Annotated in this window: 16 protein-coding genes; 7 read left to right on the top strand and 9 right to left on the bottom strand. The window is 65.3% G+C overall.

Features of this window, described 5'->3' with window-relative positions; all coding sequences use genetic code 11:
- Positions 1-17: 17 nt before the first annotated feature.
- On the bottom strand, positions 18-1,481 hold the full coding sequence (gene yczR, locus JGU72_RS28035) for a MocR-like transcription factor YczR (protein ID WP_199687585.1): 1,464 nt from the start codon (positions 1,479-1,481) through the stop codon (positions 18-20).
- Between the two features lie 76 nt (positions 1,482-1,557).
- On the opposite strand from yczR, the gene JGU72_RS28030 reads away from it, so the two are divergent.
- A complete protein-coding gene (locus JGU72_RS28030; protein ID WP_199687584.1) occupies positions 1,558-2,097 on the top strand; it encodes a methylated-DNA--[protein]-cysteine S-methyltransferase in 540 nt (179 codons plus the stop codon).
- Positions 2,098-2,103: 6 nt separating this feature from the next.
- Here the strand turns inward: JGU72_RS28030 and JGU72_RS28025 are convergent, their stop codons facing one another.
- The 3 genes from JGU72_RS28025 to JGU72_RS28015 all read right to left on the bottom strand — a co-directional run bounded on the left by JGU72_RS28025 (position 2,104) and on the right by JGU72_RS28015 (position 4,720).
- Positions 2,104-2,874 (bottom strand): SDR family NAD(P)-dependent oxidoreductase, encoded by a 771-nt coding sequence (locus JGU72_RS28025; RefSeq protein WP_199687583.1) that lies wholly within the window; start codon positions 2,872-2,874, stop codon positions 2,104-2,106.
- A 39-nt stretch (positions 2,875-2,913) separates the two neighbouring features.
- Positions 2,914-4,203, bottom strand: a complete 1,290-nt coding sequence (locus JGU72_RS28020; RefSeq protein ID WP_199687582.1) for an adenylosuccinate synthase — start codon at positions 4,201-4,203, stop codon at positions 2,914-2,916.
- 82 nt (positions 4,204-4,285) lie between these two features.
- Positions 4,286-4,720, bottom strand: a complete 435-nt coding sequence (locus tag JGU72_RS28015; RefSeq protein WP_199687581.1) for a hypothetical protein — start codon at positions 4,718-4,720, stop codon at positions 4,286-4,288.
- A 161-nt stretch (positions 4,721-4,881) separates the two neighbouring features.
- On the opposite strand from JGU72_RS28015, the gene JGU72_RS28010 reads away from it, so the two are divergent.
- The 3 genes from JGU72_RS28010 to JGU72_RS28000 all read left to right on the top strand — a co-directional run bounded on the left by JGU72_RS28010 (position 4,882) and on the right by JGU72_RS28000 (position 8,449).
- Positions 4,882-5,547, top strand: coding sequence for a hypothetical protein (locus tag JGU72_RS28010; protein WP_199687580.1), 666 nt, complete (start codon positions 4,882-4,884; stop codon positions 5,545-5,547).
- A 9-nt stretch (positions 5,548-5,556) separates the two neighbouring features.
- Positions 5,557-6,333 carry a site-2 protease family protein gene (locus tag JGU72_RS28005; RefSeq protein ID WP_307828636.1) on the top strand — a complete coding sequence of 259 codons (777 nt, stop codon included), beginning with the start codon at positions 5,557-5,559 and terminating at the stop codon, positions 6,331-6,333.
- Positions 6,334-6,418: 85 nt separating this feature from the next.
- The gene (locus JGU72_RS28000) at positions 6,419-8,449 is read left to right on the top strand and encodes a serine/threonine-protein kinase (protein WP_307828635.1); all 2,031 of its coding nucleotides are present in this window, start codon (positions 6,419-6,421) and stop codon (positions 8,447-8,449) included.
- Here the strand turns inward: JGU72_RS28000 and JGU72_RS27995 are convergent.
- From JGU72_RS27995 to JGU72_RS27985, 3 genes are all read right to left on the bottom strand, one after another.
- Complete coding sequence (locus tag JGU72_RS27995; RefSeq protein ID WP_199687579.1) at positions 8,446-9,234, bottom strand: FHA domain-containing protein; 789 nt, start codon at positions 9,232-9,234, stop codon at positions 8,446-8,448. The two genes, JGU72_RS28000 and JGU72_RS27995, sit on opposite strands and share 4 nt — an antisense overlap.
- A gap of 3 nt (positions 9,235-9,237) precedes the next feature.
- On the bottom strand, positions 9,238-10,026 hold the full coding sequence (locus tag JGU72_RS27990; protein WP_199687578.1) for a PP2C family protein-serine/threonine phosphatase: 789 nt from the start codon (positions 10,024-10,026) through the stop codon (positions 9,238-9,240).
- Between the two features lie 82 nt (positions 10,027-10,108).
- Entirely contained in the window at positions 10,109-10,606 is a 498-nt protein-coding gene (locus JGU72_RS27985; RefSeq protein WP_199687577.1) for a winged helix-turn-helix transcriptional regulator, read from the bottom strand.
- Positions 10,607-10,721: 115 nt separating this feature from the next.
- On the opposite strand from JGU72_RS27985, the gene JGU72_RS27980 reads away from it, so the two are divergent.
- A complete protein-coding gene (locus JGU72_RS27980; protein WP_199687576.1) occupies positions 10,722-11,888 on the top strand; it encodes a thiolase family protein in 1,167 nt (388 codons plus the stop codon).
- Here the strand turns inward: JGU72_RS27980 and JGU72_RS27975 are convergent.
- Positions 11,856-12,317, bottom strand: coding sequence for a hypothetical protein (locus JGU72_RS27975; protein WP_199687575.1), 462 nt, complete (start codon positions 12,315-12,317; stop codon positions 11,856-11,858). The two genes, JGU72_RS27980 and JGU72_RS27975, sit on opposite strands and share 33 nt — an antisense overlap.
- Positions 12,314-12,619 (bottom strand): hypothetical protein, encoded by a 306-nt coding sequence (locus tag JGU72_RS27970; RefSeq protein ID WP_199687574.1) that lies wholly within the window; start codon positions 12,617-12,619, stop codon positions 12,314-12,316. The genes JGU72_RS27975 and JGU72_RS27970 overlap by 4 nt, the downstream gene beginning before the upstream one ends.
- Positions 12,620-12,694: 75 nt before the next feature.
- Here JGU72_RS27970 and JGU72_RS27965 point away from each other — a divergent pair, with 75 nt between their 5' ends.
- Complete coding sequence (locus tag JGU72_RS27965; RefSeq protein ID WP_199687573.1) at positions 12,695-13,735, top strand: response regulator transcription factor; 1,041 nt, start codon at positions 12,695-12,697, stop codon at positions 13,733-13,735.
- Positions 13,736-13,855: 120 nt separating this feature from the next.
- Positions 13,856-14,106, top strand: a 251-nt coding sequence (locus tag JGU72_RS27960; RefSeq protein ID WP_199687572.1) for a hypothetical protein, incomplete at its 3' end; no start/stop codon positions are given.

Here is a 14,106-nt window from a genome sequence, read left to right as displayed (position 1 = left end):
CTCGAAGCACAGCTGACTCAGACGCACACCAGCGCGGCCGTGGCCTCGTCGGAGCGCGGTGACAGCGCACCGTAAGCCGCTGCGACTCCGCTGACAGCGGCACGCAGTGTCACCTCGTTGTGCGTGTACGGCAACCGGACGAACCGTTCGAAGGCCCCCTCGACACCGAACCGCGGACCGGCTGCCAGCAAGACACCGAAGTTGGGCGCCGTCGCGGCCAGAGCTGTAGACACGGGCGTCGGTAGCTGAATCCAGAGCGACATGCCGCCGGGCCCCGGCATCGGGCGCCACTCGGGCAGCTGCAGCTCCAGTTCGTCCAGCAGCGCAGACCGCTGCCTGCGCAGGAGGTCGTGCCGAGCGGCGAGGATCGTGGACGCGCTGCCCAGGAGGTCGGCGGTGGCCAACTGATCCATGACCGGTGTGCCGAGGTCGACGGCCGATCGGGTGCCTGCCACGCGTGTGATGAGCGACGGGCGTGCCCGAATCCACCCGACCCGCAGACCGCCCCAGAACGACTTCGACGCCGAACCGATTGTGATGACTTCCGCACCGCGCGCGAATGCTGCGACGGGGGTGCGCTGTTCGATATCCAGGTTCAGTTCGGCCATCGACTCGTCGACGATGACGGTCATTCGCGTCTCCCGTGCGATCCGCGCCAGCTCCGCGCGGCCCTCGTCCGACATGCAGAGGCCGGTCGGATTGTGGAAGTCGGGAATCATGTAGGCCAATCGCGCCGCGGTCTGCCGGGCGGCGGTCCGGATGCCGTCCAGATCCCAGCCTTCTTCGGGTCGAATCGGCACCGGCACCGGCCGCGCACCGGAGTGGCGGATCGCCTCGATCGCGTTGGGGTAGGTCGGGTGTTCGATCAGGACGCGATCGCCGGGACCGATAAGCGCGGCGAGCAGCAGGCTCAGGGCGTGCTGGGCACCGAGGGTGACCATGATCTGGTCGGGTTCGGTGGGCAGGCCACGCTGCCGGTAGCGGTCGGCGATGGCTTCCCGCAGTACAGCGAGGCCGATCGGCTCCATGCCGTGCGATGTCAGATACGCCGGGAGTGCTTGCAGCGCAGCGCCGTACGCGCCCTCCATTTCAGGCGGTGCAGGCAGCGCGGCCGAACTCATCTCGACGACCGGCGCATCGACGTCGGTCCTGATGTGAATCATGTTCCCTGACCGCGCCGCACCGGACGGCAACGCGACCGTGCTGCGCGAGCCCTGCCGACTGATCAGGTAGCCGTCTTCGCGCAGCACCGAGTAGGTCGATGTGATCGTGGTCCGGCTCAAGCTGAGCCCCGTCGCGAGGTCTCGCTCGCTCGGCAGTGCGACCCCGAGTGGCACCCTGCCGTCGTGGATCAGCAATCGGATCGCTTCGGCCAGCGCCTGGTATGCGGGACGTGCCGACTTGCGGCGGCCATCGTCGTCGTCACGCCAGCGGCCGAGGTCGCGCGTGAGTGAGCTGACACCGAGAACTCGCATGACCATACAGACCAGTATTGGCAAATTGGCCTTGGTTTTCAAGGCCAGTCGACTTGTCGGTGGTCAGCGGCATACTCGGGTCATGACGGCGAGCGATTACACGCTGTTCGACACACCGATCGGCGAATGCGGCATCGGATGGACGGGTAGTCGAGTCGTCGCGCTCCAGTTGCCCGAGGTCACTGCTGCTGCTACGCGGGAACGGCTCGCATCGCTGACGAAAGGCGGGCTCGACAAGGAGCCTCCGCAGTTCGTCCAGGAGGTGATCGCGGGCATTCGACGCCACCTCGCGGGCGAACTCGACGACCTGCGCTGGGCGCCGCTGGACACCACGGCCCTTCCGCCGTTCGATCGCAAGGTCTACACCGTGACGCGCGCAATCGATCCCGGTAACACGTTGACCTACGGCGAGGTCGCAGAACTTGTGGACTCCCGCGGCGCAGCGCAGGCGGTGGGACAAGCGTTGGGCCGCAACCCGATTCCCATCCTGATCCCGTGCCATCGCGTCCTGGCCGCCGGAAACCGGATCGGTGGCTTCTCAGCGTACGGCGCCGTCCGGACGAAGCGCACGCTCCTCACGATCGAGCACGCCCCCGGCTTCGACGACCCGGTTCTGTTCTGACGCGCCTCACATATGCGCGCCGCCGTCGACCCTGATCTCCGTGCCGGTGAGAAACCGGCCGTCATCAGAGCCGACCATGGCGACCACACCGGCAATGTCCTCCGGATTTCCGAGGTTGCCACCGCCGAGCCACCCACGGAGCTTCAGGAAGAGGTCGCCGTCGGAATCGTGCGGCAATCCCATGATGGATTTTGTCGTGATCCCGGACTTGATCCCGCCCGGCACGATGTTCACCGCACGCAAGCCCTGCTTGACGTACTCGAGAGCGATCGCGTGCGTAAAGGCATTGACCGCACCCTTGCTCGCCGAATACGCCGCCATGTACGGGTGCCCGAAGTGCGCGGACGTCGATGAGAAGTTCACGATGCACCCGCCGTACGGAGACTTCAGCAACCACGGCAGACCCGACCGCACCATGAGGAACGTGCCGGTCAGGTTGATGCCGATGACGCGGTTCCAGGTGTCGAGCGACATGTCGTGGGTGTGGCCCGGCACAAGTATTCCGGCCGCGTTGACCAGCACGTCGAGGCTGCCGAGGTGGTCGAGCGCGGCGGTGTAGGCGTCGGCGACGGATTGCTCGCTGCTGATGTCGACGACGACTGTCGCCAGCCGATCGCCGACCTCGCCGGCCCGCTCCACCGTCGTTGCCAGTCCGGCGGCGTCGACGTCCGCTGCGACCAGACGAGCGCCCTCGCTGAGCAATCGCAATGCGACGCCCTGACCGATTCCCGAACCTGCACCTGTTACGAGGACGCTGCGGTCCACATATCTGTCCACGCCAGAACTAGAACACGTTCCAGAATGGGCGTCAAGAGGTCAGGCGAGGATGTCCCGCCGGACGATCGTCTGGTCGCGCCCCGGACCGACGCCGACACACGAAATATGGGCACCCGCGAGGTCTTCGAGGCGGAGCACGTAGTCCTGCGCGTTCTTCGGGAGGTCGGCGAACGTGCGGGCGCCGGAGATGTCTTCCCACCAGCCGGGCATCTCTTCGTAGATGGGCTGCGCGTGGTGGAAGCCGGTCTGCGTCATCGGCATGTCGTCGACCCGCTCGCCGTCCACGTCGTAAGCGACGCAGATCGGCACGGTGTCGAGGCTCGACAGCACATCGAGTTTGGTGAGGAAGTAGTCCGTGATGCCGTTGACGCGCGTTGCGTAACGCGCGATCACGGCGTCGAACCACCCGCAGCGCCGCGCACGGCCGGTCGTCACGCCGACCTCCCCGCCCTGCTTCGCCAGGTAGGCGCCGTGCTCGTCGAAGAGTTCGGTCGGGAACGGTCCCGACCCGACGCGCGTCGTGTACGCCTTGAGAATGCCGAGGACGGTCGAGATCTGGTTCGGCCCGATGCCGGACCCCACGGCAGCACCGCCGGCGGTCGGGTTCGACGACGTCACGTACGGGTAGGTGCCGTGGTCGACGTCGAGCAACGTGCCCTGCGAACCTTCGAGCAGCACGGTCTCGCCGCGCTCGAGTGCCTGGTTCAGTTGCAAGCGGGTGTCGGTGATGCGGTGTTTGAAGCTTTCGGCCTGCGTGAGGACCTCGTCGACCACGTGCTGCGCGTCGAGCGCGCGACGGTTGTAGATCTTGACGAGCACCTGATTCTTGAATTCGAGGGCCGCCTCGACCTTCTGCGTGAAGATCTTCTCGTCGAGCACGTCGGCAACCCGAACGCCGACGCGCGCGATCTTGTCCTGGTAACACGGCCCGATGCCGCGACCGGTCGTCCCGATCTTGTTGTTGCCGAGGAAGCGCTCGGTGACCTTATCGATAGCCACGTGGTACGGCATGATCAGGTGCGCATCCGCCGACAGCAGCAAACGGTCGGTGTCGACGTCGCGCTTCTCGAGGCCCGCGAGTTCCGACAGCAGGACGCCCGGATCGACGACGACCCCATTGCCGATCACGTTGTTGACGCCGGGTGTGAGGATGCCCGACGGGATCAGGTGCAGTGCGAAGTTGTCGCCGTTGGGGAGGACCACGGTGTGGCCGGCGTTGTTGCCGCCCTGGTAGCGGACTACCCATTGGACCCTGCCACCGAGAAGATCGGTTGCTTTGCCTTTGCCCTCGTCGCCCCACTGGGCGCCGATCAGCACAATTGCCGGCATTGAGTCTCCTACGGTCGACGCGCAGCACGCGAGCGGCGAACTGCAGCTACTTGCCGCACGGGGCAGTGGCCGGAAGCACATTCTACTCGAGCCGGGAGAGCGCTTTCCGCTGCACCGGACTGACCTCGACCTCGAAGTTCGCTCCGGTCCCCCGACGTCCTACTCGGGCACGGCAGGTCGGTGGCGTCCACACCTCGACGAGTTCCTGGTCAGCGCGGTCCAGCGCCGCGTGCATATGGAAATAGACGGGCCTGTCGCGGTCGCCGCCGATCAGATAAGTCAGATCGCATTCACTGTTTTCGATTACACCGCAAAGGATTTCGGCTCCCACCGGCCGGGCATCGGTAGCGCAGAACAGACCGGTCGAACGTGCCCGGATCCGATTGGGCAGGAACCACTCGCCGATCCAGCTGTCGTTGTCGACAGCCAGATCGTCGAGTTCGAGTTCTTCCCAGGTCTCGTTGAGGACTCTCACGTTGAAGACTCGGTCACTCGCGTAACCCATCTCGCAATACATTGTGATCACCTTCGAGCTGTCTCGGTTTTACGCACTACATGGGAGTTGCTGCTGCCATACCGCTATCGTGGCACTCGAGTCCGACAGCTTCACGAGTAGCCACTACTGGCTTTCCGGCGTTGGAGGTAGCCACGAACACGGAATACAAGTCGCGAAGCCGCGTGGACATCGTCGTTCTGCGCTGCGGCGACGGACCGGTTCCGATCACCCTTTTGTCGCACCACGCGACGGTGGTGTCCGCGGTACCCGGCGCCGCCGAATTCGAAGAACTCTTCCCGACTCTCGATGCGCTCAAGCGCCCACGCCTCGTCGTACTCGGCGACGACGCCGCCCTCGCCGCCTCGCTCACCTGGTTGATGCGTACCGAACGGCTGTCCGTCGAAGTCGCGCACGTGCCGGTCGAAGCCAGTCCCGCGGCGCGGATCTACAAAACGGGGACCGGTGCGGAGGCAGCGAACCGCGCGCTCAACGGTACGGCGACCGAACTGCCCCTGATCCGCGACGACCGCGGAAACGTCCTGGTAGGCAGCGCAATCATCACCGGACCACGCGGTGCGGCGCTGGAGGGCGAAGCGTACGTCGACGACACCCGGATGTTCACCGGACTCGTCGCCGCGCTGCACATCGAACCGACCGTAGAACTGCCCGGACTGCGTTCCTTCGTGGACACCGGCAAACGATTCCGCCGCAAGAGATGGGTCGCTGGGCGCGCGATGCAGCTCGGCACTCGAGCGGCCGTCATCAGCCGCGACAGTGTGTCGGAGACGCGAACGGTCAAGCGGTCGGCTTTCTACCGCCACCACGAACCGTGGTTGCTGGTGCGCTGAGATGCATCCGTGAACAAACCGATTCCGATTCGGTCGCGTGCAGTCACGCCCAGTCCGATCTTTCTTGCGGTCGTCGCGGTCGCAATCGGCGGCGGGGTCATCGCATGGAACGCCGAACTCGACTCGGTTGCCGCGCACGTCGGTGTGATCACGATGGTCGTCTTCGGCTGGATCGTGTCCGTCTGCCTGCACGAGTTCGCCCACGCCTACACGGCGTGGAAGGCCGGTGACCACGAAGTCCAGATGCGCGGGTATCTCACGCTCAACCCGCTCAAATACAGCCACCCGCTGCTGTCGATCGGTTTGCCTGTGCTGTTCATCGCGATGGGTGGCATCGGGCTGCCCGGCGGTGCGGTCTACGTACGGTCGGGGCTGTTCGACGCGAAGACCCAGCGCCGCATCAGCCTCGCCGGACCGGTGGTCAACGCTGCGTGCGCCGTCGTCCTGCTGGCGATCGTCCGCATCTTCGGCGAGACCGCGTCGCACCCGGTCTTCTGGTTCGGGCTGGCGTTTCTCGGATTTCTTCAAGTCACCGCCACCCTTCTGAATCTGCTACCGATACCGGGGCTCGACGGCTATGGGGCCATCGAACCGTCGCTGAGCCCGCAAACCCGTCGCAGCCTCGACCAATACAAGGGATTCGGACTCGTGGCCCTTATGGCTTTGTTGTTCGTTCCACAACTCAATGCAGCGTTCTTCGACGCGGTCTACTGGTTCTACGAACTGTCGGGCGTGCCTTCGCTGTGGTCGCGGTACGGGGCCTTCCTGACGCAGTTCTGGCGTTGAGGAAAGATATAGTCCAAAGCTGATCTGCGGGGAGATCTCGATGACCGCCCTACTTCAGGCACGACTCGAGAGGCAGGAGGTCTGAGTGAGCGAGCCCGGCTTCGGCCCTGGCGACGTATTCGCCGGCTTCAGGATCGAGACTCTCATCGGCACGGGCGGCATGGGCGCCGTCTTCCTCGCACAACATCCCAACCTTCCGCGCAAAGTCGCACTGAAGCTGCTGCACCGCTCGCTGACCGCAGACGACTACGTCCGCTCCCGATTCGAGCACGAGGCAAATCACGCAGCGCGACTGGAGCACCCGAACATCGTCTCGGTCTACGACCGGGGTCGCATCGAGGACCAGTTGTGGATCTCGATGCAGTACATCCCCGGCTCCGACGCGGCGAAGTTGCTTGCCAACGGACCGATTTCGGTTCAGTCGGCCGTTCACATCATCACCGAGACGGGCAAAGCCCTCGATCACGCACACCACCTGGGCATCCTGCACCGCGACGTGAAGCCCGCGAACATCCTGCTCTCGGCGGGCGACTACCCGGGTGCGCCACAGCGAGTCCTGTTGACCGACTTCGGCATTGCCAAGGCGCTCGACGAGGCCGGGCACATGACCCGGACCGGAACACTTGTCGCCACCTTGCACTACGCATCGCCCGAACAGATCGAAGGAAGCCCGCTCGATCACCGTGCCGACGTCTATTCGTTGGGCTGCACGCTCTTTCACCTCATCACCGGGGCGCCGCCGTTTCCCGGACCCAACTCGTCGGCGATCATGCTCGGCCACCTCAATCGTCCGGTTCCGAAGGCGTCTCAACTCGTCCGGGGAATTCCACCCGCGCTCGACGACGTCATCGCGCGAGCGATGGCAAAGAACCGCGACGACCGCTACCGAAACTGCGCCGAACTTGCCGCAGCGGCACAGTCCGCAATCTCCCACGCGACCCCGTCACCGCCCCCGCCCCCGCGTCCGCCGACACGACCGCCCACACGACCGCCCACACCGCCGCACCCGCAGCCGAGTTGGCAACCACTCATGCCGCCGGGCGACCGCTCACCTCGGCCGGCGCCGTCGAAGCCCTGGTGGAAGGGCCCGATCGTGCCGCTGGCCGCCGTGCTCGTACTGGTGACCGGCGGTGTCGCGCTGTTCGCACTGTGGCCGAAGGACGACTCCAAGTCCAGCAACGGACCGACCACTACGACCACCCCGCCTGCGCAGGCGAACCCCGCCGCCGCGTTCGACGGCATGTACGAGGTGACGTACGCAATCACCGACAAGGCGGGCAAGGACTACTCCGGATCCGACAACTACACCGAGCAATGGGCGGTGCAGACCTATTGCGCAGAATCCGACGGGCCCTGCGTCACATCGGTTTCCACGCGGGATCCAGCGGACACGACACAACGGGAGATGTCCCAGTTCGTCCTGGATTACAACGACGGCAAATGGACCGGCGTGCGCGAACTACAGAAGTCGACGTGCGAGATCCAGGCGACCAACACGCCGCTCGAAGACGTCGACACCTGGGATACGCACACGATCGAGTTCGACGGAAGCGACACCGACAAGCTGACCGGCTCCCGGATCAGGCTCGTCGACGAGCCCTGCGGTAACAGGTCGGAGTTCAGCGTTGCGCTGACCCGGACCGGCGATCTGGTCCCGAACCTCAAGCCGCCGAACCCCGCCGACATCGGCCCGCCCGAACCCGAGTCACCCGCGGCAGCCTTGCACGGCACGTACCAGGCGACGCTGCGCGCGTCCGCGACGCCGCCGGGCGCGACACCCGTGGCACCGGAGGACTACACCGGCCGCTTCGACACCTACTGCCTGCGCAACAGCGAGCGGTGCGCGTCGGTTCTCGTGACCAACGACGTTCCGCAGGGGTACATGTTCATCTACGGCGGCGGCACCTGGACCGCCGAATCGACGAGCGCACCACAGGACTGCTTCGACACCTCCGACGGCCGGACCGGCATCGTGCATTTCACGACCACCATTACGGCTACCGATTCAGCCGACGACCCCGTGAAGGAACTGACCGGTCGCGAGATTCGCGACCGCACCGGCGCCTGCCCGGGCACGTGGGAACTCACACAGAAGTACGAGCGGACAGGGAACTAGTTCTCCGGGGCAGCCGCGAAGCGCAGCACCACACCGTCCCCGATTTCCACGGTGTCGCCGGTCGCGACGCGGTAGGGGTGGTCCGGCGTCATGGGTTCGGCGGCGGAGCCCGCTTGCTGCAGCCGCGAGCCGTTCGTGCTGCGCAGGTCCACGACGCACACCTGTAAACCTTCCAGGCGCACCGCAAGGTGCGTCCGCGATACCTCGGCATTGGGGCTCGGCACCGTGATGAGCTTGGGCAGGTCGGTGACGGTCGTCCGTTGGATGCTCGGCGCGGACCCGATCAACAGCGGCTTGTCGAGCGGGATGGTCATTCCGGTGGACACCTGCAGAACCCGCGGTGCCTTCGGCGGTGGCGCAGCACGAACCGGCCAGGTCAGCGAAATATCCACCGCAAGAACGACTCCCATCGATATGGCCAGGTCCGGGCCGGTCGGCGGGTCGTCGACCATCGTGCGGACGACAGCGGCGGCGAGCGGAGACTGCGTCGTGTGCGAGTCACCGCCGTCGATGTACACGTGCTCTTCGCCGGCACGAATACCCACACTCAGTTCCCCGCGCACGGAGACGAACCCACGGCCGTCACTCCCGCGCAGCACGAGTGCATAGGGCGGCTGCCAGCCTGTCGAGTCGAGGAGGTCGAGCAACGCTCGCTGGTCGGCTCCGGAGCTCAGTGCGCGGAAGAGCCGGTCGACGACGACCGCGTCGACGGCGGGTCCCACGACGAGACACCCGTGCTCGCAGACGACGGCAGGCCAGCCGCCGGGACGATACCGATGCGCCATCGATCAGGCTCGTACGACCGGGGTCGGGCGGGTCTCCGGCACTGGTTCGCCGGCTTGCACGGCGTCGACCACGAGCACGGTGATGTTGTCGTGCCCGCCGTTCTGAATTGCCAGCCGGATGAGTTCGTCCGCGGCAGCTTGAGGGTCCGCGATCGCGGTGAGGACCTCGACAAGAGTGGGGTCGTCGACCTCGCGGGTCAGTCCGTCGGAGCAGACAAGAATGCGGTCGCCCGCAACCATCGGGAGTTCCCAGAGGTCGGCGTCGTAGGGAGTGTCCGCGAGGAGCGCGCGTGTGACGATATTGCGGATCGGATGGAAATTCGCGGTGGAGACGTCGATCTCTTCGGAATCGATCAACTCCTGCACAGCGGAGTGGTCCTTGGTGATCTGCCCGAATCCATTCGCATCGAGGCGGTAGGTGCGGGAATCGCCGATGTTCACGACCATCCAGTACGGCATCCCGTTTTCCTCGGTGACGATGACACCCGTCAGGGTCGTGCCCGGTGGCCGGCCGCCGTCGATCCGGATCCGGCCGATGCGATCACGCGCGTCGGCGAAACACGACCGCAGCATCTTTCCGGTGACAGGCACCTTCCCGGCGAGAGTCGCCATTGCCGCGATGGCCTCCCGGCTCGCGGCATCACCCGCGGACTGACCGCCCATGCCGTCCGCTACGACGTATACCGGCGGCTGGTCACAGTAGGAGTCCTGGTTCGTCTCACGAACCGAACCGACATCGCTTGCGGCACCCCAGTTGAGGGTCGCGCCGGCGATCACCGTGTTGAACGTCATCGCTGAACCTCGTATCGGCACGGGTCGTTCGCCCGTCTCTCTAGCGTAGGTCCGATGCAGCCGATTCGATCTCCGAACGCGCTCAGCGATCTCGACTTCTCCGCGTCCGGTCGGTCCGGATGCGTAATTTCCGCAGGTCTGTCACAGGGCCTTCACTACCTCGCACTTCGACGCTGACGGGCGTCCCAGTGGAGTCCTCGACCACGGTGAGCGGTGCACCGCGGTCGCCCTGCAGGTATTTGTCGCCCCACTGCATGAGTGCGAGAACCGCAGGCAGCAGGTCGATACCCATCTGAGTGAGCACGTATTCGTGCCGAGTGCGCTGCCCAGGCTCGCGGTAGGGGCGCTTCTCCAGCAGTCCGGCCGCGGTGAGTTCCCGCAGTCGGGTCGACGCCACGGCCTCGGTGATGCCGACCCGTTCGGCGAAGTTGTCGAATCGCGTTGTGCCGTAGTACGCCTCGCGCAGCAGCAGCATGGCCGAGCGAGTGCCGACGACGGCCATCGCTTTGTCGATAGAGCAGTCGGTTGCTTGCCATGCCGAGCGGTCCGCGAGGACCCCTTCCAGCCGAATCGGTGACATGAATCTCAGCATACTCTGACTTGCCAAAAACATAGTCAGCTTCTACTCTCTAACTATGGCAATGCAAAGTCAGCTTGCCAGTGGGAAAGGACCCAGTGGGAAAGGACGGAGTGTCATGAGGGACGCAGTCATCGTCGAAGCGGTCCGCACTCCGGTCGGCAAGGGCAAGCCGACCGGCGCGCTGCACGGAGTCCATCCCGTGGATCTCTTCGCACATTCGCTACGCGCAATCGTCGAGCGGACCGGTATCGATCCGGCACTCATCGACGACGTTATCGGCGGCAACGTGACCCAGGTCGACGAGCAAGCCGCAAACATCACTCGCAATGCCGTACTCGCGGCGGGCTATCCCATCTCGGTCCCGGCGACAACGGTCGACCGGCAATGCGGAAGCAGCCAGCAGGCAGTGCATTTCGCGGCACAGGGCGTGCTTTCGGGCGCCTACGACATCGCCGTTGCCGGTGGTGTCGAGTCGATGGGCCGCGAACCGATGGGGTCGAACATTCGCGACAAGTCACCATGGAGTCCGGGCCTTGCCGCCCGCTATCCCGAGGGCCTCATTCCGCAGGGCATCAGCGCAGAGTTGATCGCCAGCCGCTGGGGCATCTCCCGCCAGCGGATGGACGAGTTCGCTTTGAGTAGTCATGAAAAGGCCTACACGGCAACACAAAGCGGCCTACTCACCAAACAGCTCGCAACCTTGCCGGAACTCGCAACAGATGAGGGGGTTCGGCCCGGCAGCAGCTTGGAGACGCTCGCCGGTCTGCGCCCCGCCTATTACAGCAAGGAGGTCGCTGCGCGGTTCCCCGAGATCGGCTGGAACGTCACGGCAGCCAACTCCAGCCAGCTAAGCGACGGCAGTGCAGCGGTCATGATCACAACGAGTGAGATCGCAAAACGACTGGGCCTGAACCCGATTGCACGGCTGCACAGCTTCGCCGTCGTCGGTGACGATCCGTTCCTGATGCTGACCGCCGTGATCCCGGCGACGAAGAAGGTGCTCGCCCGGGCCGGACTGACGTTGCGCGACATCGACCTGTTCGAGGTCAACGAGGCCTTCGCGTCGGTCGTGCTGGCCTGGGCCGACGAGACCGGTGCCGATCTGGACAAGGTCAACGTGCACGGCGGTGCCCTTGCGATCGGTCACCCGCTCGGTGCGAGTGGCGCCCGCATCCTGACGACGATGCTCGGCGCCATGGACGATCATGGCGCGAAGTACGCCCTGCAGACCATGTGTGAAGCGGGCGGGCTATCCAACGCGATGATCGTAGAACGCCTCTAGGCGCTCGCTGCCCTGGCGTACCGGCCACGCAACGGCCCACGTCAGGGCAGCTATCGCAGCAATCGATCCGACGTGGAACACCCACTCGATCGGCAGCAGGGCCGCGGGATCCATACCGACGTGCCGATGCAGATTGCCGTGCGGCATCCACGACGCGAAGAGCCAGATGGTTGCCAGCCAAGCCGTCATCGCGCGGGTCCGGTCGGGGGTCTTGGCAACGAACCAGCCGAGACCCGTGAACAGCACCGCGACTCCTGCGCCGAAGGCGAGGTTCTCAACCATCGCCTCGGCGATCAGCCCGCCGCGAACGTGACCGGCTGCGTCGTGGCCGTGTGAGGCGGGCGCCCAGAATCCACCGAGTGGCCCGATTGGGCTGACGAGCACAGCGAAAACCGTTCCTGCCATTGCGATTGCGATGGTCTGCCTCATGATGCTGCAGCGATCACACGCTCGGCGACGACAGTCAGCAACACGGGTGCCTTGTAGTCGACCAGTTGGTCTTTCGATTGCGGCGTCGCGCGGACCTTCTCCAGGGCCCTCGCAAACTCTGCAGCGTCGTCCTGTGAGTCGAATTCGAGGTCGACGACGACTTTCTCCGGCGAACCCGCGAGCCGGCTGATGCGGTAGGACCGAACGTTCTTGTCGGCCCTGAACCGGTCGAACTTGTCGAAAGTTGCCTTCCACGAGTCGAAGTCGCGGACTGTGTTCTCGAGGTGCAGTGTGGTTGTCATGCGTCCAGTGTGTTGCGGGCAGGGCTCGTCGGCACATCCCCGATCCTGGGGATCTTTTCGTCGTACGCTGACCGCATGGCGGCGACGCGGGAGCTGCTCGACCGAGTCGAGCGCCACTGCTCAGGCGAGCACAGCGCGAAGGCGCTGCGGGAAGCGATCGTGGCGGAACTGCGGCGTGCAATACCTTTCGACGGCTACGTTTTCGCGGTGACCGACCCGGTTACGCGAGTTGCAACAGCGCCGCTCGCCGATGTCCCCGGGCTCCCCTGGGAGCGGTTACCGGAGCTCATTCGGTGGCGCTACCAGACGACAATCAATCGGTGGACCGAGATGCTGGACGCCGGTGAGAGCGCTGCATCGTTGCTGGCGACGACCTGCGGCGAACCGTCCGCATCGCCCTTGTGGCACAACGTTCAGCGCGACTTGGGTGTAACAGACTCCGCCTCAGTGGTTTTCGGTGACCGATACGGGTGCTGGGGGTTTCTCGAACTGTTGCGACGATCGCCAGTTCCGTTCGCCAAGAACGAGATAGCGCTGCTGTCGGCACTGTCGCCGATGGTCACCGCCGGACTTCGACGGGCGCTTGCACGGACCTTCGTTGCGCCGGCCGAGCACGTGACGCGACTGGGTCCGGCCGTTGTCATACTGGGTCCGGATCTGGCGGTCCGCAACCAAACGGCCGGGGCTGCAGAGGCTCTCGCAAAGCTGCTTCCGCCCGACGAGCCCATTTCACCGATTCCGGCGGCCGTGTACAACATCGGTGCGGCGTTGATCGCGTCGGAGAACGGGGTCCCGGTCGGACCGCCGTGGTCGCGGGTCAATCTCGGCGGAAGTCGGTGGCTGACGGTGCGGGCCGACCGGATCGGCGGCGAAATCGCCGTGTCGATCGAGGTCAGCACGTCGGCGGAGCGGATGGATCTGTTCGCGCGCACCCACGCGCTGTCCGCGAGGGAAACCGAGGTGCTCGAACTGCTCGCCACCGGGCTCGACACCAAGGAAATCGCTGCGGCACTGGTTCTTTCGGACCATACAGTCAACGACCACGTGAAGGCTGTGCTGGCCAAATGTGGGGCCCGAAACCGGCAGGTCCTGCTCTCCCGGGCGCACGGGGGTTAGGGCGGGGTCTGGTGCGGGGGCTGGCGGCGGGCGCAAACGTGATTCCACCTTTCTACTTCGCAACGTCTTCAGTCAATGTAACCCTAGCCATATCAACAGGTTTCGAATAGAATAGCAAGTATGTTCGAACAGTTGCTGCAGGCACTCACCGGAGCCGGGTTACCCGACCCCGCCGCCGCGCCGACCCCAGCACTGGTCGACACCGCCACGTCCCTGCACCGGTTCGAGGCTGCCGTGTCCGCCCGCACGCATGCCTATGCGGCGGCGGTGTTTCACCGCTGCCTCGACGAGGCACCCACCGATCCTGATCCGGTGTCGACGATCGACCCCTGGGACGCCGCCGAAGCCGAACTGTCGGCTGCGTTGACGAT

The sequence above is a fragment of the Antrihabitans auranticaus genome, assembly GCF_016481275.1.
Lineage (GTDB): Bacteria > Actinomycetota > Actinomycetes > Mycobacteriales > Mycobacteriaceae > Antrihabitans.
This window is presented reverse-complemented; position numbering and strand designations above follow the sequence as displayed.